This is a genomic window from Peribacillus suis, assembly GCF_059384845.1.
In genome coordinates, this window is sequence record NZ_CM182019.1 from 1,715,884 (window position 1) to 1,739,629 (window position 23,746).

Consider the following 23,746-nt stretch of genomic DNA (forward strand, 5'->3'; position numbering starts at 1 on the left):
AGTTTCCTACTCTGTTTCCTGAAGCTGGGTGGGATTTTCCTTTATCACGAGGAGAACCAAACGTAAAGCGATAAATAATGCAGAAAAGGATTTAGCTTACTCATTAGCAGGCATCTTATATGATAATGAAGATCTTCCTGAACCTATTCCTTTCAATGCAATCCCCTTTCCAAAGGGGATGGAATTAATCGATGTAGAGACATCGTTTGAGCAGTATGCCGACGGAATACAGGAACAATTAAAAGGACGCCATTGGCATATTTGCTATTACGTCGAAGAAAATGATGAATTTATAGAAGCCATTGGGTTTAAAAATGACCAAGGAATGTGGGATTTTTTTGAGGATTATTCCGAGGAAGAGGAAATTGAATCTTTCAATTCCTTCTACAATAAAAATCCTGAGTATGTTGATATTATTTTACTTTTTACCGCCAAATTACGATCCGAAGCAGAGGAGAAATTTAATCAATTTGTTGAAGATGTAATTTTAAAGCGTCGTGGTTATATATATCTTCTTCAAAGGTTGCTTTAGTTCAATAAGAATTTAAGAGCCTTTATAATGATTACCTAGTAATTATCGATACAAGCTTTTATATTTATTATTAAATAATTGTTAAATTCTCTGTTAAATACGATAAACTCACCAACATCTTTTATGTTGCCACATACAGTCCGCGCAAGTTGAAAGCGGAGACATTAAATAATTAATTAGAAGTTATGTGTTTTTATATTCCGATTGACTGTTTATTTGAATGTAACTATGCTTTATAAGCTTAAGTATAACAGACCACCTGCTAGCCATATTGCTCACACATTTGCTCACATAATTATTTTTTTGAGTTAAATTCATTTATCTCATTTGTTTTTAAACTTACTTAAAACCTTGATAAATCAACCTTTTTCGAACTTATTTAATTCAGTTGAACTAACTTAATTTAGTCCAATGAGATTGACAGGGTTGGGGTCGCTGGTTCGAACCCAGTCGGAATCATCATTTCTAGAAGCCGCAAGTCCTTGTGTATCAAGGGTTTGCGGCTTTTTGTTTATTTTCTGACACCTTGATTTTTAGCTGTTTTTTTATGCGTTGCACAGAAATTGCACAAACACTGCACAAAACATCCATTTACATCAATCGTGTCAAGGGTTCCAGCTTGTGTCGTTTTTTCTTTTTTGTCCATTATGTCCAATCGGCCGTTTTTCGCTGCATCTCCTCATTTGTATGTGAATAAATATCGAGCGTGATACTGACTCGTGCATGCCCTAATAGCTCACATACAACCTTTGGGTTTTCACCGGAACGCATTAACATGGTTGCGTGTGTATGACGAAGATTATGAAAATTAATATACGAAACGTCTGCTTTTTCCGTTAAGCTTTTATACATCCTCAGCAAATTCCTTGATTCGATATACGTTCCTTTTTTCGAAGGAAAGAAGAGATCCAAAGGATTATCGGTTTGGTGCTGTTTGTGTATGGTCAAAGCTTCTGTGAGGCTAGGAGACAGAAATATAGCTCGTTCTGAATGAGTGGTTTTCACTTCTTTCGGTTTCAGCCCATGCGCTTTTGTTCGTGCTAAAGCTTCAGCAACATGAATCACACCTTTTTCTAAAACAACGTTATTCCAGCTCAAGGCAAGGATTTCACCTCCTCTCATGCCAGTGAACAGTGCCACTAGAAAAAGAGCGAGGCAGTTTTCTGCTTCACAAACCTTTAGGAATCCTTTTGCTTCATCCAATGTCCATACTTGCCTGTGTTTCTTATGAATGGACGGCGGAGCGGCATCTTTAGAAGGATTGCTTTGAATTAGACCCCATTTTAACGCTTTTTGCAATGCTTTCGATAACAAGTTATGGATCTTCTTTACATAAGCATTTGACCGTCCTTCATTTAACTTTTGAGCATACAATTGGTCAATCATATAGGGAGGTTAGTAGAATAAAGTAACCAACTTCTGAATATACAGTACAAAGATAATCCATCTGAATGGGAGAGTTGTACTTGAGAATACTTGTAACTGGTTCAACAGGACAATTAGGATTGGCTTTGTTAAAGCAATTAAAAGGTTTAGATTATCAAGTAAAAATAACTTCGAGAAGAAAACCAGAAGGAGTAGACTTTACATGGGTTTACAGCGATTTATTATCTGGCGAAGGTTTAGAAGAAGCGGTAAAAGATGTTGATGTAATTATTCACGCAGCAACTAGTCCGATAAAAAATTCTAAAAGCATTGAGGTTGATGGGTTTGAAAAACTTTTAAGCAAGTTGCATCATATAAAACTTTTTATTTATCCATCAATTGTAGGTATTGAGGAAATCCCCTTCAAATATTATAAACTTAAATACAAGGCAGAAGAATTATTAAAAAATAGTTCTGTACCTTATACAATTGCTCGTGCAACTCAGTTTCATAGCTTTGTTGAGGATTTATTCTTATCAAAACCTTTCTTTAAAAGATATATAGTCCCTGGAAAGATTAAATTTCAAAGCGTGGATGTCAATGAATTCGCTAGACATTTAATCGATTTAGTTAATAAAGGCCCACAAGGAAAATTAGATGATTTCTGTGGTCCAGAGATAAGGACATTAAGAGAAATGGCGGAGTTAAAAATTAAGGTTAACAATGAAACCAATGATGTTTTGAGCATTCCTTTTTCAGGAAAACTATACAATTCTTTGATTGAAGGGAAAAATACAAATCCTATGCAAAAGAAAGGGATGATTACTTATGAGGAATATCTAAGGAATAAGCTGAATTAAATTTACTGAGTGAATTTATCAATAAGGTATCAAGTAAACAGCATTTTTTGAAAGGAATTGATGATACCGAACGATTTGATAATTACAGGAGGTTAAACAGTTGAAAGCAGCAATTTATAGTTCTTATGGTTTCCCTGAAGTAATGGAGATTAGGTATGTTGAGAAACCGTTCATCAAAGATGAAGATAGGGTATTAATTAAAGTGGTCTCCGCCTCTATAAATAAATATGAAACTCTATATCGAAAAGGTTATTTGCCAACAAGAATGGAGAATGGTCTTATAAAACAAAAACGCAAATTCTAGGAATAGACGTGCAGGTACCGTTGAAGCTGTGGGAAAAAATGTACAAAAGTTTAAAATTGGCGATCGTGTTTTTGAAAGTTGCGTCGGTTCCCATGCTGAATATGTCTGCCCAAAAGAAAATGTTCTAACATTTATGCCAAATAATGCAACGTTTGAAGAGGCAGCCGCAATACCATGCGCTGCACAGACCGCTCTACAAGCATTACGAGATGTAGGGAAGCTAAAAGCAGGCGATAAGGTTTTAAGCTATGGTGCATCGGGTGGAGTGGGGCATTATGCTGTTCAGCTTGCTGTGGATTTTGGCGCTGAAGTAAAAAAATATCGATTCCACTTTAATGGGAATCGGGTCAATTTAATTAAACCCATCAGCACCAATGTGTTGCCACATACATTCTAAACATTGTGAAGCGTTCGCTTGGTTAGAATTGGTTTAATAGTGAAATAAAATAAAAAGTAGAAGATTTAGAAGTTTTGGTATCGCATTTCTAATTTATTTATGGTGGAGCGAGGCACTCATTATAAAGTAATCACCACTTTACCTTGAGCGTGACCTTCTTGAAAATATTTGAATGCTTCCGTTATTTCACTTAACTTAAATCGTTTATCAATTATTGGTTTTACTTTTCCCATTTCAAGTAACTCTTTTATATCATTTAAGTCTTTTTGATTTGCTCTTTGTAACAGGCTACTTATTTTCTTGCTTCCAGTCAATGAAATAAAAGGTCCAAGAAATAATGTTTGATAAAGTTGAGACTCCGAACCTCCTACGTGAACAAATTTCCCATTTAGTTTTAGTACACGTTTATAAGCTGCAAGGGAATTAGAACCATTCACGCCTAGAACCAAATCATAACATTCCTTATCTTGTGCGAAATACTCTTCTGTATAATCAATGATATGATCTGCTCCTAGAAAACGCAATATTTCAACGTTTCGTGTACTACATACGCCCGTTACTTCAGCACCGAATGATTTAGCAATTTGTACCGCAAAAGTACCAACGCCTCCAGATGCGCCATAGATTAATACTTTATGCCCCGATTTAATTCCACCTTTATTACGTAGTCCTTGTAAGGCAGTTACGCCTGCCATAGGAGTCGCTGAAGCTTCCTCAAAGGAGATATTGGTTGGCTTTATGGCTAAAGCAAATTCGGGGACCGTTACATATTCAGCAAAACCACCCCAGCCACAACCAGAGAGGTCACCAAATACTTCATCACCTACTTTAAATAGTTTAACTTTTTCCCCAACAGCTTCAACTGTACCAGCTATGTCACCTCCGGGAATTGAGTATTTTGGTTTTGTTAGTCCAAAGGCAAAACGGGCTAAGAAGGGTTTACCTTTCAAAAGAACTAAGTTGCCAAAGTTTAAAGATGCTGAATGAACCTTAACTAATACTTGATTCTCGGTAGGGAAAGGTTTTTTTACCTCCTTTAATTCAAGTACATCGGGCGAACCATATTTATCACAAACTATCGCCTTCATAAAAATCCCCTCCAAATGCTAATATCTTTGATTAAATTTAATAATAACAAGGTGATAAAAACCGTTCATTGACTTAAGTTAATTTCTAGATACTTTATAAATTTTTTTAGCTGGTATCACAAAGGTTAAGTGTGATATATGGTTCAATGATATTTGGTGAGTCAGTCTTCGGTGCTTAGTTGCTACTTTGAAGCAGGATGATTACGGATGAAATCTATTTTATAATTTTTTTTAATTCGTTTTTTTATTCTACTTAACGACTCAGGAGTAATTCCAAGATAGCTAGCTAATTGATGTTGTGGTACACGGTCAATTAACTCGGGGCGTTTCCTTAAAACAGATTCGTATCGTTCTTCTGGAGAAGAACCAATAAATTCACCGAATTGTTCTTGTATTTCACCAACGTTTATTTCCATCATTTTGCGTATCATTATTTCAAGTTGTGGGTATTTGTTAAACATCGTATTTTCAGAATCAACATCACCAACAACTAATATGCAATCTTCAACACACACTAATGAATACTTAGATAAGTCATCTTGAGTCTTTTCGTTGATAATTGGAATAGCTTGATCTTCAGTAAAAAAATTTGATGTTACTTCTTTACCTGATTCATCTATAAAAAACTGCCTAACACACCCCATTAATACGAAATAACATTTAATGGCGGAAAGTTCTCCTTGTCTAAGAAGATATTGTCCTTTTTTATATTCATCAATTCGTAAACTTTCAGAGATTGCCCGCTGTTCATCTTCGCTGATTAAAGTAAAGTCAGACATATATTTTAAGAGTATATCAATCATATATTCTCTCCCTCTCTAATTGAAGCAATTTAAATGTATCTTAATCATTTCAACACCTTTATTAGATAGAAACAATAGAAATAGGTCTCTTTTACTATTCAACTAAAGGGATGCTTTAGTAAAGAAAGGATTTATAATAAAACATATAAAAATTAATCTAATAACATTCCAAAAGAAAAATTTAGGCATACTAAAAAGGGCCAGGTTCTACGATTGTAGGACCTAGCCAATTACTTAAATCCACAAGCATCAATGTGTTGCCACATACGGTATGTGGCAACATAGTATACACATAAAATACTTTTTATGTTGTGAAAGTTTAAGGGTAAAATGATTCTGATTCTTATTTTGAATAGAATAATGTGATGTTCAACAATCGGGAGCAATTCCTAAAAAGGGGTTATGCTTTCTTCAGCTAAAGGGCCAGATTGTTGAATAACATTCTTTTGTGAAAGGTAACCAAATGACGCTATGTTAACTTAAAAGGCACTAAATGTTAGGGTGATTAGATACTTTTGCAAGATATTTGCTTTGTTCACAATTTGTTGCCCTTTAGTAAACTAAAGAATATTTAGTTTTCAATACGATGTGACGATGAGGAACATCAAATAATAATTCTTGTAGTTTTTTTCAGACCAACCATCTGTGTACTGCTTTCCACACTTATGAAAATAACGGGTTTACAAGTAAAGCAACCAAATACGGTTCAGAAGTATATTCACTGCCAAGGCATTTTGCATTGCCTAAGTCTATAACCATCAATATGTTCTTTAAGTATTTGTGTAATGACCCCACTATTCTTTTCAATCGTAACTACGAATATTATACCGAACAGTTATCCACAAATCGATTATTTTAAGAATTATTAAACAACAAAAAAGATGTTGGTGAATCATTTAGATTCATCAACACCATAAATAATAGAATATAGATATTAAACAACTTTTACTTTCTGTTCGGATTTTGACAACACTAGATAGCCTACCGCTGCAAATGCTGATAAGAAGGCTACAACTATATAAGACCAGAACCAACCAAATTGATCAGCTAAAATTGGCATTAACCAATTGGAACCCATGTTTCCAATTAAATACGCTGTAACACCCACAAAACCAATTGCCGTCCCAGCTACATTCAAAGGAACAAAGTCAATTGTTAGAATGTTAACAATTAATTGTGGTCCATAAATTAAGGCTCCTAAAATCCCACAAACCACCAAGAATAATGCGTAATTTTTTACACCACCGCTAACTAAGCTCTCGTAGAAAAAGACAAACACCACCATGGCAAACAAGCCAATTGCTCCAATTTTAGCCATTTTATTTGGGTATTTAACAGCTAACCATGCAAATATAAGTGATCCCGGGATCGCAATCCATTCAAGAACTGAAACAGCCAATTGTGCTCTTGTATTCGATAAGTTCCCCACTTCGCTAAGATAAATTGGCATCCAATCTGCAATTCCAAAACGGAGAAAATATAAGGCCACGTTGACAGCAGATACTAGTAATATTAGTGGATTGGTAAAAACATATTTCCAAATTAATTGCCAATAGCTCAGTCCAACTTTTTCTTCTTCAGTTGCCACATTAGATTCCCCGGCATCCCCATACATGGTTCTTAAGGAATCGAGGCCTTCAGATTCAGGGCTATCTCCGCCATAACGCCAACATAAATATGCAAAAATCAGTACCAAAACTCCTGGAACTAAAAAAGCCATGAAAATATTTCCTGTTTCAGGAACGACTAGTCCCATACTGGTTAGGGCCACAATGATCAAAGGAAGTAAAGCTGATCCCACATTTTGTGAGATATTCCAACCCGCAATGGCTGCTCCACGAGATTTATTCGAGTAATAATTAGCAAGCATCATTTGAGAGGCAGGAGCTAAAGCACCTTGTACAACTCCACTCAATATTAGGAGAATGGCTAATACTGCAATCGATGTGTTGAAAAAGCCAATGAGAATGGCGATTAAGGCACTTGCTCCCAAACAGACCGAGAAAAGTTTTCTTATACTAACACGGTCTCCTAATGCTCCCATATAAAACTTAGCTAATCCATAAGAAATCGTTAAACAAGAAAGTAACAAAGCAATATCTGTTTTATCCCATCCATTTGTAGTCATGATACTATTTGACATTAACTTAAAATTATTCCGCACAAGATAAGCACATACATACCCTAGAAATGCAATTAGAAAAATTATTTTCCGCCGATAGAGATAACGTGCAAATTTCTCGGTATTTTGCTTTTGGTTAACTAATTCCATTACTGAAACCACTCCAATACAGTATATTATAAGTTCTAAAGTCTTGATTCTATTAGCATATTTTATTAAGCTGCTTGAAATATCTTCTAATGGCATACCTCCTGTTATAATGGAAGCGCTTAAAAAAAGGTAGGTAACACAAGTGTTTTACATAATAGTATTATCTTACTTTTTAACCCTTTAAACTATCAGCAGATTTCCTATTACCTGTCAGAAAATATCCTACACTGTGCGACTAATACTATTAAAATTGTGACAATGTGAAACTATGATTGTGATATAATAGTAAATACTAATTTAGGAATAAAACTCTAATTTGCGAATTGTTGTTGAGGAATTCGACCTAGAAAGGGATACTATGGGGAAATTATTTAAGGTTATTCCGGTTTTATTAATAATCACCTTATTAATAGGTTGTGGGTCAAACCTATCAACCTATAAAATTGATTTTTCAGAATATGAAAAGCAACCTACAGATAGTAAAGAGGAAAAACAAGATCCGATCCGGTTAGCCATTTCGAGTGTGCTTTCTCCAACGGATACGATTATATACTATCGTAAAATCGCAAATTTTATCGGTAAGAAACTTAAGCGACCAGCCATTTTAATTCAACGCAGAAGTTATAGTGAAATCAGCAACCTAATGATCAATGGGGGAGCTGATATAGCTCTACTTCCAACAGGAGCTTATATCACGTATAGAGAAAACGGAGGATTTGAAGGAATTGCAACGCAAGAAAGATTTGGGAGCCCTTACTATTATGGTTACATTGTTGCAAGTGTTGAAAGCGGTTTCTCGACAATTGATGATTTGGAAGGCAAAGATGTTGCATTTTATGATCCTTCAAGTTATTCTGGATATCTTTTTGTGGAAGAAGAGTTGGAAAATTTGGGGGAAGACATCAAAAGCTTTTTTGGGAGACATGTATACACATATAGCCATGAACGATCCCTTAGTGCCGTTTTAAATAATACCGTAGATGCTGCAGCTGTCAATTCCCTAGTTTTTGAAACGATGGAACGTGAAAACCCTAAAGAAGTCAAAATATTAAAAATTATCGGAAAATCGATGCCATTAGGTACTGGACCTGTTGTTATCAGAAGTAATTTAGCTAAGGAAGAAAAGGAAATGATTAAAGCGAGTTTTCTTACTATGCACGAACAGGATTCTATGAAGATGGCACTTCAAGGTTTATATATTGATCGCTTTATCCCATTCGACTCGGAATATTATGAGGTTCTTTATGAAATGGATAAATAACTTGAAAATAAACCAAAAGATACTTGGGGCTATCATGTTCTCCTCACTTTTTCTAGCTAGCATTTTTGGATGGATCATATGGGATTCACTTACAAATATGATGACGGAGGATCTCGCGAAACGTGGTGTCAATATCGCAAAAAATGTTGCAGAAACAAGCTCAGACTACATTCTATTTGACGATCAATATGCGGTGGATAATCTTATTAAAGAAACAAAAAAGGTAGATGAAGAAATTCGCTATATCTTAGTTTTTGATAGTCGTCGCATGCTTTATGCCCATACATTTCCGAATCCTGAGATTCTGCCAAAAGGAATATTAAAGGCACATACGCCCAGAGGGATTACCCAACAAGAGTATACAACTTTATCCTCAGACGAAGGTAATATCCACGATGTCATTGTTCCTATCGAAGAAGGAGAAGTAGGGTATGTTCGAGTGGGGATGTCAGAGGAAAAATCGTTGGAATATATATATTCTAGAATCGTTAAATTACTGATTGCCACATTGTTAGTATCAATTGGTGCCATGGGAATGGCTTATTTTGCTACCCGTATGATAACTAAACCAATCAATACTTTAGTAGATGTAGCTTTAGGCATATCGGCAGGTAACTTGTCCTTAAGAGCAGAAGGAACCAATAACGATGAGATTGGAAAACTGGCACAAGCTTTTAATGAAATGACTGATCATCTTATTAATTCTAATAATGAAGTGGACTATTTACTTAAGGAACTTCAACAAAAGGATTTATTGCGTGATAAGTTGATATCGAAGTTATTATCTGTTCAAGAGGATGAGAGAAAAAGAATTTCACGTGAACTTCATGATGAGACAAGTCAAGCTCTCACCTCATTAATGGTAACCATGCGAATTATGGCTAATGAGGCGAAAGATGGTGAACAACGTGAGTTACTTTATACAAGCAGAGATATAGCTGCAGGAATTTTAAAACAGATAAGGGATCTAGCCGTCGAATTACGGCCACCGATCCTTGATAAGATGGGGCTTGTTTCAGCGATAAAAAAATATGCGAGAAATTTTGAGGGAAAATACAAAATCCCAGTTCATTTATTTGTTCCTGATGATGACGTTACAATAGCTGAACATGTTACGTTGGCTCTATACCGAATTGTTCAAGAAAGCATGAGTAATGTGGTGAAACATACCAATGCTACTGAAATTATGATTGGCTTGGATATTAATAAACGATGGATCAATTTGACAATAAATGATAATGGTCAGGGAATTCATGAAGCAGATTTTGAAAAAGCTAAGCAACAAAATAGGATTGGTATACATGGAATGAAGGAAAGAGCAGAGTTGCAGGGTGGTACATTTTGTATCAGGACGAACAAGATGGGAGGGACAGAAATTTCCGTTTCTCTACCATTAAATTAGAAAGAAGTTGGTAAAGTTGAAACAGAGTTTCAAAAGGAAAATTAGTATTATGCTAGTTGATGATCATGCCATTCTTATATCAGGGTTAAAACTTTTATTGCAAAAACGGACTTCTTATCAAATTGTGGGAGTAGCTGATGATGGGCATAAGGCTCTTGAGCTTTATGATAAATTAGAGCCGGATATTTTGATCCTCGATATTTCTTTGCCCGGTATGGACGGACTACAGGTACTAATTAATATAAGGGCACGATATGAATATGCAAAAGTGATTGTCTTAACAATGTACGAAGATGAGGAATATGTATCGTTAATTATGGAAGCAGGTGCATCGGGTTACGTCCCGAAAGTAGCTGTAGATGAAGAATTGTATTCTGCTATTGATACAGTTATGGATGGCTATATATACTTACGCCCAAAGGAGATGACGTCAATGATAAAAAATAAGCAGAGTGAAGAAAAGATTCACAAGATGTATTCAACAATAAGCCCCCGCGAACAAGAAGTATTACAGCTGATTGTTAAGGGACATTCATTAACTGAAATTGCAGGGGAACTACTGATAAGTATAAAAACAGTAGACACACATAAAACAAGAATCTTCAATAAACTAAACATTACTAAAAAAAGTGAACTTGTTGAATTCGTTTTTAAACATAATCTGATTGATATATAGAGGCAGCTGAATGTCGGTGCCTGTTTTTCAGTACGCTAATGTTTATATATCGAGGGACAGAAACCATACCTCCAACGATTACTAGAACTTGTTTCTCTGGGTAACGCAATTTTGCTGCTAGGGCAGATGGTATCAAATCCACTATAAAAAACTACCTAACACATCACATTAATACGAAACAACATTTAATGGAAGTGGTATCTCCCTGCCTAAGAAGAGATTTTCTTTTGTTATATTTATTAATTCGTAAACTTTCAGAGAATGTCTGCTGTGTATTTTGGACACGCAAAAGTTAAATTTATAGCTGGATTCCTAATTTGATTTTCAATCGCTTGTGGGGTTTGGTACTCTAAACTACTATGAATCCTTTTTCTGTTATACCAACCCTCAATAAATTGGAACATCGCTAATTTTGCTGTATGGAAGTCTTGATATTGTACGTGATTCACTTCTTTCTTTTTATTTGGCATGAAAACATTCAATACAGGGGGGCACCCTTTTTGGCGGAAGGATTGCTTAATATTGAAATGTTGAGTAAATTCACCACATTGCGAAGCTGTCGCGGTACTGGAATAGTTTAATAAGTGAAAAATAGCTGTGTCAAAATCCAGGTTTGAGTGGATTTCGGCACAGCTTTTCTTTTGTAGATATGAATTATAGTTAAACAGGATCAGTTGCGAAATATCAAGGCTATGCAGAGGGAAATGAACAACTGAGGACTGCATTTTTACAGAAGAAAAAAAATCCTTACGTCTGCTTCAGATGAAAAACAAGTATTTGCAAAAGCACTGGCTGCTATTCTTAGTCTGTTTTAATACAATAGATTTTTACAATGAAGAGCAAAAATCAAAGCTTCTCAATATTGTAATTTAAGCGCGTGAGAAATTGCTTGAGTTGCTCTAATTCGCTATCTGAAAAATCGTCATAGAGATCATCCATAAATTGATCTTTAAACATTGTACAGCCTTCTAATAATGCTCGTCCTTTATCTGAAATCTTTACAAGTACTTCGCGATTGTTTTTTTCATTACGTTTGCGTTCGACATATTGCTGTTCTTCAAGCAACTTTAAATGGCGCGTAATGGCCGATTGATCGATAGCTAAGGATTGTTGCAGTACCTTTTGTGTAACACTATCCTTTTTAACTAAAGAAACTAAAATTTCATATCTAGTCAAACTAACTTCTGTTCTTTTTTCAAAAATTTGAGTGACGTGACGGTCTAACCTTTTCAACATCATAATCATTTGTTTCTTATCATCCAAACAAACTTCCATACTATTCCTCCTCACATTGGTTGCTCGTCGTTTTGCGCTCACTAAAACTTGTGTTCGAATTCGGCCCTATTATAAAAGCAATTTAGGTATCTAATGATGTACGCCAAAAACTGCTCTTTGTTACATTTAGCTTTTGGACGCTTTGCGATCCCTATATGATAGCATTTCCGTTCATTTGGATAAAGTGTAACAAATTTCAAACTTACGTGAATCAAGATATGATTAATGATTTAGTGATACGAATCAATAACACGTCATGTGAATACTTCCTCTAATTCACTTAGCTTGAAAAACGAATAATTTGTTCAAACGGTAAACGTGATGAATTACGTGCTGGCATAGCAGGCTTTCCGATAGCAATTAAAATCATCGGTAACTCATTGGCAGGTAGCTCATATTTTTTAGCGAATGCTGCTTTATCAAAGCCGCCCATTATTACTGTTTCATAGCCCATGTCCTTCGCTAAAAGTACTACTTGCATAGAAATTAAACCAACATCTAAATGTGCAATATTTGTTCGTTCAATTTCAGAAAAATTACTATATGCAGATTCAGAATTGGCAATCATCATATCAGCAATATCACGTGGCATATAACCTAGCTCAACATTTAAATCATTAATTTGTTTAGCGTTTTTATACATTTCATTATCGCCTAATACCGCAATAATCGCTGATGATGTTTCGATTTGTTCCTGATTAAATCCAGCAATGCGTAGTTCTTTCTTTTGCTCTTGATCATCAATAACAAGGAAGCGCCAAGGCTGTAAGTTACTTGATGATGGAGCTGATGTTGCTTGTTCTAAAATATGTTGAATTTGCTCACGAGGAATAGTAACACCAGGCTCGTATTTACGCACCGATTTACGTTCATCCATTAATTTTTCTAAAGCTGTTTTTTGTTGTATCATATTTTTCACCCTTTTTTGTTGGAATTTGAATCGGCTTTTATTATAGTTGATTAGTCAACAGTTGACAAGTCATTTATCGATTCGGGATTTTTGATAGGCGAATGATTGGACAATTGGCACGGAAGAAATTGGGGGTTCAATTCCCTTACAGGTCATCTGATGGGTAGCACGGAACCCTTGATATACCAAAAGTTTTAGTCTTTTTTTTCTGTTATTAATTATTTATATGTGAAGCCAAAAAGATAGCAACGGGTTGCCTGAGTTTGGGCAATAAATAGGGATTACCAGGAAAAAATAATGATGATAAAAATTAAATTGCTTAGATACTAATACATGGATTCTCCTTTGGGTTCAGCTATGTATTTTTTTATATGGAAACTTATCCTAAATAACACTGACGAAAATAATTATAACGGAGTATGTGAATATGTACGTGAGTTATTGGGTGAGTTGTACAGAGGAAAAGAAAAATAGAATAACATTATATGATAAGATACACTTGAATGTTTTTAAAGTTATTAAGTTATTAAAGTTATTATACTATTATAAGGAGTCCTAAAAGTGAAAAGGATAACAAGTTATTTAGCATTACTTTTAACGATTATGTTTATGGTTGGTTGCACGAACGAAGAAAATGCAACCATTACAGATGGGGAAACAGATTCACAAGAAGTAACCACAGTCGATACTAATGAAAATAGTAAAAAGGAAGAGACTAACAATACGGATGTTGACGGATCAATAGATGAAGAAACAAAAACCGAACCAAATGATGAACAGTTCTCAGGATACAAACGTATTGAAATTGATGGTGGTGATTTGTCTGGATATCGTGAAGCCAACGTCGTTGTTGATATTGGCTATGGAGACCGTGAATATTGGGCATTTACTAATGAATACGGGCAACTAGTACGTGTCATTGCTGATGAAATCACTTTACAAGATGACCGTAACGAACCTGTCACATCGTCTGGAAGATACTATTCGGATGAGGCGAAAGTTCCAGGTGTCGAAAGCGATGTTCTAGATGAAGGACATATCATCGCTGATTCTCTCGGAGGGGTATCGAATGCATATAATATTACCCCGCAAGATAGTACACTTAACCGCCATGGTGACCAAGCTTATATGGAGAACGCGATACGTAGTGCAGGTGGAGCCACTAATTTTGAGTCGATTATTACATATCCAAATTCGAATACGCAGATTCCTTCACATTATCAATATACCTATACTTTAAAAGGCAACAAGATTGTTGATTCATTTGACAATGGAAATCCTGATGAGGTAAATGCAGCACTCGGTTTAACAGGCAGCAAACCTTCTAATTCAGATAGATCAAATAAAAATTCAACGAGTTCCAATAAAAACGGTGATATTTCTAGTGTTGATACTAACGGAAATGGACAAGTTACGATTAAAGAAGCAAAAGAAGCAGGTTTCAGTATGCCCATAACGAGTGAACATTGGTTATACCCTTATATGCGTGATACCGATAATGACGGTATGGTAGGTGAGTAAGAGCCTATAAGGTAAAATAAAGATTATTCACTAACAGATTTTTTCATTTTTGCATTAATTTTATAAATAAACAGGGTTGTCCTAAAAGTCATTTGCCAGACTTTTGGGACAGCCCCGTTTTTTATTTTGCCTAATTGGCTGTATTTGAGCTTATAGAAGTATGCTGGTTAAGTACGTTCATTATAATGCGTTTAAAATTAACCCGATTGAAGCGTAGATAATGACGGTAAAGTAGATAACCATCATGTGTACTAAGGAAAATATAAACATTTTATTTGCCCAAACCTTCAGTTCGTTTTTACGTTGTCCGAATAAGCTGAGACCTAACCATATCAGGCCTAAAATAAGTGAAATTAAGGTGAGACCTAAGCTTAGTGGTAGAAATAAAAAGCTGGATAGCACCAATAAAATCAAATAGAAGTTGGTTTGAATATATGTCCGTTTCCTACTTTTGACAACGGGAAGCATTGGAATATTCGCTGCAGCATAATCTTTTTCCTTACGGATGGCAATCGCATAAAAGTGAGGCATTTGCCAAATCACCATGATTAAAAACAACGCCCAGCAAGCGGGATGCCAAATATCTGGAGCGACTGATGCCCAACCGATTAAAGGAGGCATGGCACCAGAAATACTCCCAACTTCCGTATTCCAAATAGTATGGCGTTTAGTCCACATTGTATAAGGGACAACGTAGAAAAATACCCCTAAAAATCCAAGTAAAGATGCTAATGGAGAGGTTAAGTATAATAAAGTTAACCCGATTAGTAGTAGTGAAATGGCAGCTACTAGAACTTTATTAATTGATATGGCACCTGTAACCGTTGGGCGAATTTTTGTACGAGCCATAATGGCATCAATATCACGATCGTAAATGTTATTGAACGCACCAGCTGCGGCTATAACGGCAGCTGTTCCTAAAAATGCAAAAACTATATTCCAAACGTTATCTACAAAACTGTATTGATACGTATATAAAGCGAGCATTAATCCTGCGATCATTGGAATAAGATTTGACTTGATAATTCCTGTTTTAACTACTTGAGCCCATAAGGTCATCTGTGATTGCTTTTTCATTGTATTTTGTAGCTCCTCTTTTATTCACAAGAACTAATATAACCTATAAGGTTAGCTAAATTCCATCATAATATTGCTTTTCTACAATCATTTTTAATTATATCATGTCTATATCTAATGAGATAAAAATATAGATGAACTTTATCCATTTCTTTGTTTTACAGCATTAATTGCTTGCTAGGGGATAGTGGGATGGAAATGATATGGGTTAGTTGATCCAACATGAAAAATCATTGCTTTTGTGTACAGCTACTGAAACATGCAATGGACTTCTCGAAAGAAGTGTACGAAATAAGGAGATTATAATGACTCATGACTCAACCATATTCTTCTGCTTGGAAAATATTGAGTGGCTCTGAATATCCAAAATTGAATGGATAAATACATTCCTTTGACAAATAATAATTGTGAGAAAGTAAGCGGGAATTTTATTTTACATTGGAGGAATATCATGGGTAAATTGGATGGTAAAGTAGCTATCATTACAGGGGCAGCACAAGGGATGGGTGCCATGCATGTTCGCAAATTCGTGGAAGAAGGCGCAAAAGTAGCAATTACGGATCTAAACTTTGAAGGTGTACAAAAACTAGCCAATGAATTGGGAGAAAATACAATCGCTCTTAAATTAGATGTTGCTAGTGAAGAGAACTGGGTAGAAGTGGTAGGAAAAACAGAAGAAACATTTGGTCCAATCAATGTTTTAGTAAACAACGCAGGCATTGGTATTTTCAAAACTTTAGAAGAATTAACCGTAAAAGACTTCGAATTAACATTTAAAGTAGATGAACTGGGAGTATTCTTGGGAATGCAAAAAGTACTTCCTTCTATGAAAAAAGCTGGCGTAGGTTCAATTGTTAACATTTCATCAGTAGATGGTTTAGTAAGTGCGCCAACGGCCATTGCTTATAGTGCTTCTAAACATGCTGTCACGGGTATGACAAAAGGGGCTGCTGCAGAGCTTGGACCCTATAATATCCGTGTGAATTCCGTACATCCTGGAATCATCAAAACACCTATGGCTGACCAACCAGATGTTGAAGAATATCTAAAGCAACTTGAACAAGATATTCCCCTAAGAAGAAGAGCAGAAGTAAAGGAAGTTTCTAATTTAGTTATGTACCTTGCATCCGATGATTCTAGCTATTCGACTGGAAGTCAATTCGTAGTAGATGGCGGAATGATCTCTGACCTATAAAAAGAGGGAATGGTTATGAGGAAATTTTCAAATGCAGTCTTTATATTTTACTAATTATTACTATTATTGGCGCAATTCTGTAGTGGAATTGTGCTTTCTTATGATTATAGATCTAATAATGGCATGTAGCTTGTCCTTGTCGAGTTAGAGAAAAGAATATATGATGACAAACAAATTATCACGACAGATTTTAATAAAAATTCAAAAGGGCTCGGAATTAAATACTTCCGAACTCTTTTACCTGCAAATTAAACGTCGTGTACGATGGGTTAATTTCTATGTGAAATGTTATATTACACAATTATGTTTTCTAGATAGATGATGAAAAATTAATTCTTGGGAAATCTTCGAAATCTCATTCATCTAGTTTATTAGGAAAAAGTTCTGTTGAATTTTAATAATCCAATTTCTTATGACTATAAGTTCAAGTTCCTTTTTTAACATAGAATCAATTTTAATTCCTGGATGGAAGAGAATATGGTGAAGTAGAGGAGACGATTTAATAGTAAGGTTTGTATGATTATTAATCTTTTTTAAGATAACGTTTATAATATACATGATTATAAACGATCCTTTTCATGAGAAAGGTAGATATCTTCGTGTCGTTAGAATCCTTAAAGTATTGAGGAGAGTCCCATAACTCTTTAAAAACTTCTGAAATTAAGTTTTCTGAATAGATCTTAGATCCAGTTAATTTTAAGGCAATACTCTTTAGCATTTCTTCATGATTAGAGTATAACTTACTAAAATACTCGGTATCTTTATCTAATATATGAGTAACAATTTCATTTTTTGTATCCAATATTACACCTCATTTCTGTGTTGCTATAGGTAATATGTACCCTGTTTTTACTGAAGGAAAACTTGAAATCATGAGAAGCAGAACTTTATATAGAACAAGGTTGTAGAATTTATGATATTTGCAGCTAAAAAGCCTACATGATTTCATAGAGTCATGTAGGCTTTTTCTTAGTTATAATTAAGTTTCATTTCAATTTTTAGGGATTAAAAAAAGATTAAACTAGTACAGACAGTTTGAAAGGAGTAATTATAAAGGAATAGTTATGTACGTTTACCTTTTCTATAAGATTGCTGCGGAACGACTAGGTGGAATAATCTTTTCTTTTTTTACCTATGACTTAATTCTTTTTTTACCAGAAAAACAAGTGATGTAACTCCAATTTAGGGTCGAATATGAGACAGCAATCAAATTTATGAATAGTAGCTAGAAACTACATAGCTTTATTTTTTCGACGAAGCAACAATAGTTCTATTGCTCCCGATCCAAGTAATACTCCTGAAACAATGAAGATAAGACCAAAAAAATGTGCTGGAACGATTGCTTCGTTCAAAAGAATAGCCGCACCGACTAATGAAAAAAAGGTGTTGAAGTTTAAGAAGATAGAGGATTCTGCGGCTCCAACCTTTCCAATGATGTAATTATAAGTCATATGACCTATTCCTGTAGCAAAAATAGCTGAGAAAAAGAAAGCTACCCAGATAGAAAACGAAGCAGATGAGATTGAAGCTAAACCATGTGGTTCCATCCAAAGACTTATGGCAAATAAAATAAATGATCCAATTAGCATCATGTAACCCGTTAATAGCCGCGGGTCCATCGTTTTCGAAGCTTTATAAATCAGGATAAAACTTAGCGCTTGTGAAAGAATGGAGAGTAAAATATCAAAATCTCCTAGATTAATAGAATGGATGCCACCACTTCCGGCCAAAACGGTAACACTCACGCCAAGAGCCCCACAAATAAACCCAAGAACTCGAATGAATGTAAGTTTTTTGCGAAAAATCACCATAGAAAAGATGGCTGTCAATAAAGGTCCCATTCCCAAAATCAATCCAGTATTCGTAGCTGAAGTTTTTGTTAACCCTTCTGCTAAAAAATAATGGTGAAAGACTACGCTCAAAAGGGCTCCCCCCAAAATGTAAAAAAGTTCAGATTTTTTTGGAAGACGAATGAGGCCAAGCATTCCCAAAATTAAAAAGACTATCAAAGAAGCCGTAAAAATTCTTAGAGAAGTTATGGTCACAGGTTGAATGTGTTCAACTAAAATTTTTATAACAGAAACGTTGAAACCCCAAATAATCATGATTCCAATAAGCAACATGTAAGTTTTAAAATAGCTCATACAAAAACAACCTTTCAAACTTATTCAACAATTGACCTATTATACAACCTTTTTCAAGAAAATACCAAAACTAAAAGAGATAGTTTTTAAAAACTGAGCATGAGTAAAGTATTTATGCCAATAATTTGTAGTGACTACTTTGAAATGGATGTTAGTCCCTATACTTCACATCGTATTAGTTTGGGTGTAGGTGAAATGATTCTTCAGTTTGAAGAGTGGCTATAAAAAAGCCTACAAGATCTCATAGGATCTTGTAGGCTTTTTCATTAGTTAAAATTTAATTTTTTCTTCCATTTTAAAGAAATTAAACTTGAAGAAATCGTAATGATAAAGAGGACAATAACAATAATGAATACAGTATAGTAAGAACCTGTTGAATCAAAAATGTAACTGAATAATGTTGTACCGAATGCCACACCTAATGTAGAGGCTGACATGATCGTTGTATAAATGGATGCGTAGTCTCGCCCGCCGAATACTTCGCGAATCACGACTGGAGGAAGTAAGGTAGACCCTGAGAATCCTATACCAAATAGTAAGGCACCAGTATATAGCATACCAATTCCGAATGAATCCGAAATAAGTAGTGCGACAACACCTAGCATACCCCCGCCAATACCAACAAATAGAGCTACTTTAATTCCCATTTTATCGTTTATGGCACCAAGCAGGAATTTACCACCTGTTTGACCAATCGTTACACAAGTTACACCTGTAGCAGCCATTGTAGCACTAAAGCCTACGGATTGTACAAAGTTTGGTACATGGAAGCTAACGGTTGAAGCCAGTCCGAAAAGCCCTGTGAATAAAACAACCAAATAGAATGCTGGGGATTTCATTGCAACACCTTTCAAGACACCTGATTCAGGTTTTTGTTGCGTATTAGTAGTATCGGTGTCGACTTCATCGGCACCATAAGCAGTCATATTTAGTTGTTCTGGTTTTGAACGAATAACGAATAGAGAGAATGGTAAAATAAGAATGGCTACAATAACACCTAATGTCATATATGTGGAGCGCCAGCCAATCGATTCAATCAAGGCACCGGTGATTTGAGCGAAGACCGCACCGCCAACCCCCATGAATGCCATAGCAAAACCTAAAGAGGTACCAACTTTTGCTTTAAACCAGTTGTTCATGATTAAAGGAATGGACCCGTAAATTAAGAATGTACTACCAATTCCTAATGCAATCCCTGAAATATAGAAAGGGAAGACAGAATGATAGGTACCCATTAATCCAAATGCTAGCGCATTTATAATACCAGCAATCGTTAAAATATAGCGGATATCAAATTTGTTCAATATCTTTCCTGCAAATGGTAGTAAAATGGTGACAGTTAAATACATTAGCGATGTATACAAGCTAATTTCAGAAACCCCAACTTGAAGATCTTCTGCTACTGCACGGTATAGTAAACCTGCACAGCTTACGATAATTCCGACACTTGCGGCGTAAATTGCAGCACTTGCCACCATAATCCACCAAGCATAGTGGATTTTCCCTTGTTTTTTCATGATGTCACCTCGTAAAAGTGGAGAAACAAGCACGTTGCTTCTCCACTTTGTATTATTTTATAAATTAAGCAGTTAAAAATTTGTATATTTATTGAATGGTAAATCCTCCATCGATTGGTACAGCGGCACCACTTATGAATTTCGCTTCATCTGATGCTAAAAATACAGCTAAATCAGCGACTTCTTCTACTTGACCAAATGTACGAGTCGGTACTAAATCTTTTGGAATTCCAGCTAAAACATCCTTAACTAAAGGTGTTTCGATGGTTCCTGGGCAAATAGCGTTAATTTTAATACCATGGCGTGCATATTCAGAAGATAAATGCTTGGTATACCCAATTACTCCATGCTTAGTAGCGGTATAAGCAGCTCCACCTTTACCTGCAACCAAACCTGCAACAGAAGCAATATTTACGATGGAACCAGTACCACGCTCAATCATGCTAGGTAAAACAGCATTCGAGAATTCGAATACACTTGTTAAGTTAATATTTAAGAAGAAGTTCCATTGATCTAATGTCGTATCTAATGATTTAGCATATTTATCAAATACACCTGCATTATTTACTAAGACATCAACTGGACCGAAAGTGTCTTCTGTTATTTCGACACAATTTTTGATATCCTCGGTTTTCATAACGTTCACAGATACAGCGATAGCTTCTCCGCCAAACGCTTTAATTTCTTCAGCAACAGTTTTTGCCCCTTCTAAATTCAAGTCAGCTACAACTACTTTTGCGCCTTCTTTTGCAAAACGGATAGCTTCTCCTTGCCCCATACCGGATGCTGCTCCTGTAATGATCGCGACTTTGTCTTTTAATCTCATATTGAAAACCCCCATATATTTTTTGTTCACAATTTGTTCATATATCAGTGACAATTACATTTTAAACGTATTTTGATATAATGAAAAATACCAATTAACTATTTCCTTATAACTTCAGGTTATTAAGGGGAGGAGGAAAATTATGGACCTAGTAAAGTTACGATACTTTTATACAACCGCACAATTAGAAAACGTGTCACTTGCAGCTAAAGAACTATCGATTTCGCAACCAGCGTTAAGTAAGGCGATCACTAATCTTGAAGCAGAGTTAGGGATGGATTTGTTTTTCCGTAGTGGCAAGCGCATTTCATTAAATGAAAATGGAAGGTTTTTATTCAAACGTGCGGAGCGTGTTTTCTCTGAGGTACATCATTTAGAGCGTGGATTAGAGGAAAGACGAGGCGAGGGAAGTGGGAACTTGTCGATTGTGACGACATTACCATATACTTTCACGAATATCTTAGATCAGTTTTTCAATAATTATTCCAATGTTAAATATCAACAAGTACCGTTATCAAAAGAAAATTTACAACAATTCACGGAAAATGGAAAATATGATGTATGTATTACCACTGAGCAAATCGAACATCCAAATGTAGAATGGGTCCCATTATTTGAAGAGGAAATTTTTCTAACTGTACCAAAATCATATAAAGAGAAGAAAGAAGGAACAATTAATTTGTTGGAATTTGACGAACTACCTTTTATCGGTTTAACCAATAAGTACACCTTTCGTCAATTTACCGACAGATTTTGTAAATCAATAGGATATACACCGACTTATCAAGTTGAAGTGGAAGAAGCAACAACCATTTTACAGCTTGTGAAAAATGGACATGGTGCAGCCTTTACACCTGAAACAGCTGTTAATTTATATGAAAGTAAACTTAAGCACTTGAAAATTGAAAATAAGAAGTTTACCCGTACCATCGGCTTATTAAAGCATCGATATTTATTCCCTACAAAAATTTCGGAGGCATTCGTTGCCCATTGTCATCGTTATTTTCAAGAATATAAAAAAGAATAAATGAGATCTGAGTTTGAAAAGAGGAATTATAGTAACGGAGTTTGTCGAGATTGAGATAAGAATTATATGGTGTATCAAAAAATAGTGGAGTGATATAGTAGGTTTCGTGAAGACTTTAAGTTTTAAAAAATTATAGTAAGAAATATAAGCGTAGTTCTTCAATAAAAGAGAAGACTAGATACATCGTACCTAGTCTTACATTCTTAAAATTAAGACTGAAAAACAATTAGCACATGTACTGGCGCTATAAGAAAAGGAAAATAAAATATCCATTTTTCTTTTCTATTAGTACCTTGTTTCTATATTATAGTGAGTGTAACTGAGGTAAAAAGGAAATCGTTTTCATTTTGATCGTTTCACCCTAGTTTCAAAGCGGTAAGATCTGTTTTGGTCGATCCACTTTCGATTCTTCTACTGATGGCAAAATATCACTAAATTGAGTTTCCCAATGCTCGAAGGACTCCCATTTCTTTGGAGGCAAAGGTCTCTCTTTATGCCAAGGACGCGGCTCCATAATGTCTAGTTCTTGAATATATTTATCCATATCTGTATACAATTCAATTACATGTTTATCAGGATCGAAATGATATGAGGCAATATTATGTCCAGCCGTATGACGACTAGGTCCCCAAATAGTAGGCATGTTATGTCGCATAAGAATATCGGAGCTAGCATATTGATGCCCGGGGTTTCGTAATTGAAAAGCAATATGATGCATATAAGACTTTTTCCCTTGAATGATATTCAAGGTATGATGATCTTCATTACAAGTTAGAAAGCTTGCTGCATCTAAGATTTGATCTGTCTTATGAAATCCAAGGATCCGATGATAAAAGTCAACGTTCTGAGGAGCATTTTTGACGCTAATGGATAGGTGGCCTAATTTATTCGGGATAATTCCGACTTCACTATAACCCGGTGAACTATATTCCATTTCATGATAGAGAAAAATCTTATTACCATCTGGATCTTTAAACTCGAGTTGTTCAACTACTCCAGGTTGTTTATCATGTATAAGTTCGCTAAAAATACCTTCTTCTCTTAAAAGATACTGCGCATCTTTTAACTCCATCTGTGCATTGACCTGCCAACCTATCCCTTCCATGAAGCTGTGTTGGCTAGGATGTATGACAATATGATGATGTTCGAAACCATTGCTAATATAAACCGTCCCATTTTCCGCCTGTTCAACGACTTTGCATCCTAGTACGTTTGTATAATAATCGACCATCGCTTTGACATTTTTCGAGAAGAACGTTACATAGCCTAGCCGGAAAACTGGAATCATGAAATC

22 protein-coding genes and 1 pseudogene are annotated in these 23,746 nt (G+C 35.3%); 10 read left to right on the top strand and 13 right to left on the bottom strand.

The window, feature by feature from the left end:
• Window positions 1-178: 178 nt before the first annotated feature.
• Window positions 179-532 carry a hypothetical protein gene (locus AC503W_RS08450; RefSeq protein ID WP_494916808.1) on the top strand — a complete coding sequence of 118 codons (354 nt, stop codon included), beginning with the start codon at window positions 179-181 and terminating at the stop codon, window positions 530-532.
• Between the two features lie 645 nt (window positions 533-1,177).
• Here AC503W_RS08450 and AC503W_RS08455 read toward each other — a convergent pair.
• Entirely contained in the window at window positions 1,178-1,846 is a 669-nt protein-coding gene (locus AC503W_RS08455) for a tyrosine-type recombinase/integrase (protein WP_494916810.1), read from the bottom strand.
• 152 nt (window positions 1,847-1,998) lie between these two features.
• Between AC503W_RS08455 and AC503W_RS08460 the strand changes: the two genes are divergently transcribed.
• The 3 genes and pseudogenes from AC503W_RS08460 to AC503W_RS08470 all read left to right on the top strand — a co-directional run.
• Window positions 1,999-2,757, top strand: a complete 759-nt coding sequence (locus AC503W_RS08460) for an SDR family oxidoreductase (protein ID WP_494916811.1) — start codon at window positions 1,999-2,001, stop codon at window positions 2,755-2,757.
• A gap of 100 nt (window positions 2,758-2,857) precedes the next feature.
• Window positions 2,858-3,061: a hypothetical protein gene (locus AC503W_RS08465; RefSeq protein WP_494916813.1), complete on the top strand. Its 204-nt coding sequence runs from the start codon at window positions 2,858-2,860 to the stop codon at window positions 3,059-3,061.
• Between the two features lie 22 nt (window positions 3,062-3,083).
• Window positions 3,084-3,458: pseudogene (locus AC503W_RS08470) on the top strand (hypothetical protein); the annotation flags it as partial.
• A 119-nt stretch (window positions 3,459-3,577) separates the two neighbouring features.
• On the opposite strand, the gene AC503W_RS08475 reads toward AC503W_RS08470, so the two are convergent.
• The 3 genes from AC503W_RS08475 to AC503W_RS08485 form a co-directional block, all read right to left on the bottom strand.
• Complete coding sequence (locus tag AC503W_RS08475) at window positions 3,578-4,546, bottom strand: NAD(P)-dependent alcohol dehydrogenase (RefSeq protein ID WP_494916815.1); 969 nt, start codon at window positions 4,544-4,546, stop codon at window positions 3,578-3,580.
• Window positions 4,547-4,728: 182 nt separating this feature from the next.
• Complete coding sequence (locus tag AC503W_RS08480; RefSeq protein ID WP_494916816.1) at window positions 4,729-5,349, bottom strand: Crp/Fnr family transcriptional regulator; 621 nt, start codon at window positions 5,347-5,349, stop codon at window positions 4,729-4,731.
• 934 nt (window positions 5,350-6,283) lie between these two features.
• Window positions 6,284-7,717 carry an MFS transporter gene (locus tag AC503W_RS08485; RefSeq protein ID WP_427651396.1) on the bottom strand — a complete coding sequence of 478 codons (1,434 nt, stop codon included), beginning with the start codon at window positions 7,715-7,717 and terminating at the stop codon, window positions 6,284-6,286.
• A 262-nt stretch (window positions 7,718-7,979) separates the two neighbouring features.
• Here AC503W_RS08485 and AC503W_RS08490 point away from each other — a divergent pair, with 262 nt between their 5' ends.
• The 3 genes from AC503W_RS08490 to AC503W_RS08500 are packed head-to-tail and all read left to right on the top strand — an operon-like array spanning window position 7,980 to window position 10,960.
• The gene (locus AC503W_RS08490) at window positions 7,980-8,882 is read left to right on the top strand and encodes a substrate-binding domain-containing protein (protein ID WP_494916819.1); all 903 of its coding nucleotides are present in this window, start codon (window positions 7,980-7,982) and stop codon (window positions 8,880-8,882) included.
• Complete coding sequence (locus AC503W_RS08495; RefSeq protein ID WP_494916821.1) at window positions 8,866-10,284, top strand: HAMP domain-containing sensor histidine kinase; 1,419 nt, start codon at window positions 8,866-8,868, stop codon at window positions 10,282-10,284. The genes AC503W_RS08490 and AC503W_RS08495 overlap by 17 nt, the downstream gene beginning before the upstream one ends.
• A 49-nt stretch (window positions 10,285-10,333) precedes the next feature.
• Window positions 10,334-10,960, top strand: a complete 627-nt coding sequence (locus AC503W_RS08500; RefSeq protein WP_494916823.1) for a response regulator — start codon at window positions 10,334-10,336, stop codon at window positions 10,958-10,960.
• 254 nt (window positions 10,961-11,214) lie between these two features.
• Here the strand turns inward: AC503W_RS08500 and AC503W_RS08505 are convergent, their stop codons facing one another.
• The 3 genes from AC503W_RS08505 to AC503W_RS08515 all read right to left on the bottom strand — a co-directional run bounded on the left by AC503W_RS08505 (window position 11,215) and on the right by AC503W_RS08515 (window position 13,145).
• Window positions 11,215-11,442: a hypothetical protein gene (locus tag AC503W_RS08505; RefSeq protein WP_494916825.1), complete on the bottom strand. Its 228-nt coding sequence runs from the start codon at window positions 11,440-11,442 to the stop codon at window positions 11,215-11,217.
• Window positions 11,443-11,806: 364 nt separating this feature from the next.
• Window positions 11,807-12,235, bottom strand: coding sequence for a MarR family winged helix-turn-helix transcriptional regulator (locus tag AC503W_RS08510; RefSeq protein ID WP_494916827.1), 429 nt, complete (start codon window positions 12,233-12,235; stop codon window positions 11,807-11,809).
• Between the two features lie 280 nt (window positions 12,236-12,515).
• Entirely contained in the window at window positions 12,516-13,145 is a 630-nt protein-coding gene (locus tag AC503W_RS08515; protein WP_402876088.1) for a nitroreductase family protein, read from the bottom strand.
• 609 nt (window positions 13,146-13,754) lie between these two features.
• On the opposite strand from AC503W_RS08515, the gene AC503W_RS08520 reads away from it, so the two are divergent.
• The gene (locus tag AC503W_RS08520) at window positions 13,755-14,666 is read left to right on the top strand and encodes a DNA/RNA non-specific endonuclease (protein ID WP_494916828.1); all 912 of its coding nucleotides are present in this window, start codon (window positions 13,755-13,757) and stop codon (window positions 14,664-14,666) included.
• Between the two features lie 180 nt (window positions 14,667-14,846).
• On the opposite strand, the gene cyoE is transcribed toward AC503W_RS08520, so the two are convergent.
• Window positions 14,847-15,743, bottom strand: coding sequence for a heme o synthase (gene cyoE / locus AC503W_RS08525; protein WP_494916832.1), 897 nt, complete (start codon window positions 15,741-15,743; stop codon window positions 14,847-14,849).
• Between the two features lie 451 nt (window positions 15,744-16,194).
• On the opposite strand from cyoE, the gene AC503W_RS08530 reads away from it, so the two are divergent.
• The gene (locus AC503W_RS08530; protein ID WP_402876091.1) at window positions 16,195-16,938 is read left to right on the top strand and encodes an SDR family NAD(P)-dependent oxidoreductase; all 744 of its coding nucleotides are present in this window, start codon (window positions 16,195-16,197) and stop codon (window positions 16,936-16,938) included.
• A 523-nt stretch (window positions 16,939-17,461) separates the two neighbouring features.
• Here the strand turns inward: AC503W_RS08530 and AC503W_RS08535 are convergent.
• From AC503W_RS08535 to AC503W_RS08550, 4 genes are all read right to left on the bottom strand, one after another.
• The gene (locus tag AC503W_RS08535) at window positions 17,462-17,740 is read right to left on the bottom strand and encodes an RNA polymerase sigma factor (protein ID WP_402876092.1); all 279 of its coding nucleotides are present in this window, start codon (window positions 17,738-17,740) and stop codon (window positions 17,462-17,464) included.
• A gap of 430 nt (window positions 17,741-18,170) precedes the next feature.
• Window positions 18,171-19,082 carry a DMT family transporter gene (locus tag AC503W_RS08540; RefSeq protein WP_494916835.1) on the bottom strand — a complete coding sequence of 304 codons (912 nt, stop codon included), beginning with the start codon at window positions 19,080-19,082 and terminating at the stop codon, window positions 18,171-18,173.
• Window positions 19,083-19,348: 266 nt separating this feature from the next.
• Window positions 19,349-20,632, bottom strand: a complete 1,284-nt coding sequence (locus AC503W_RS08545) for an MFS transporter (protein WP_427651545.1) — start codon at window positions 20,630-20,632, stop codon at window positions 19,349-19,351.
• Window positions 20,633-20,687: 55 nt separating this feature from the next.
• Window positions 20,688-21,425: an SDR family NAD(P)-dependent oxidoreductase gene (locus AC503W_RS08550; protein WP_494916837.1), complete on the bottom strand. Its 738-nt coding sequence runs from the start codon at window positions 21,423-21,425 to the stop codon at window positions 20,688-20,690.
• Window positions 21,426-21,567: 142 nt separating this feature from the next.
• On the opposite strand from AC503W_RS08550, the gene AC503W_RS08555 reads away from it, so the two are divergent.
• Window positions 21,568-22,452, top strand: coding sequence for a LysR family transcriptional regulator (locus tag AC503W_RS08555; protein ID WP_494916839.1), 885 nt, complete (start codon window positions 21,568-21,570; stop codon window positions 22,450-22,452).
• A gap of 367 nt (window positions 22,453-22,819) precedes the next feature.
• On the opposite strand, the gene AC503W_RS08560 is transcribed toward AC503W_RS08555, so the two are convergent.
• Entirely contained in the window at window positions 22,820-23,740 is a 921-nt protein-coding gene (locus AC503W_RS08560; protein ID WP_494916840.1) for a VOC family protein, read from the bottom strand.
• Between the last annotated feature and the right edge of the window lie 6 nt (window positions 23,741-23,746).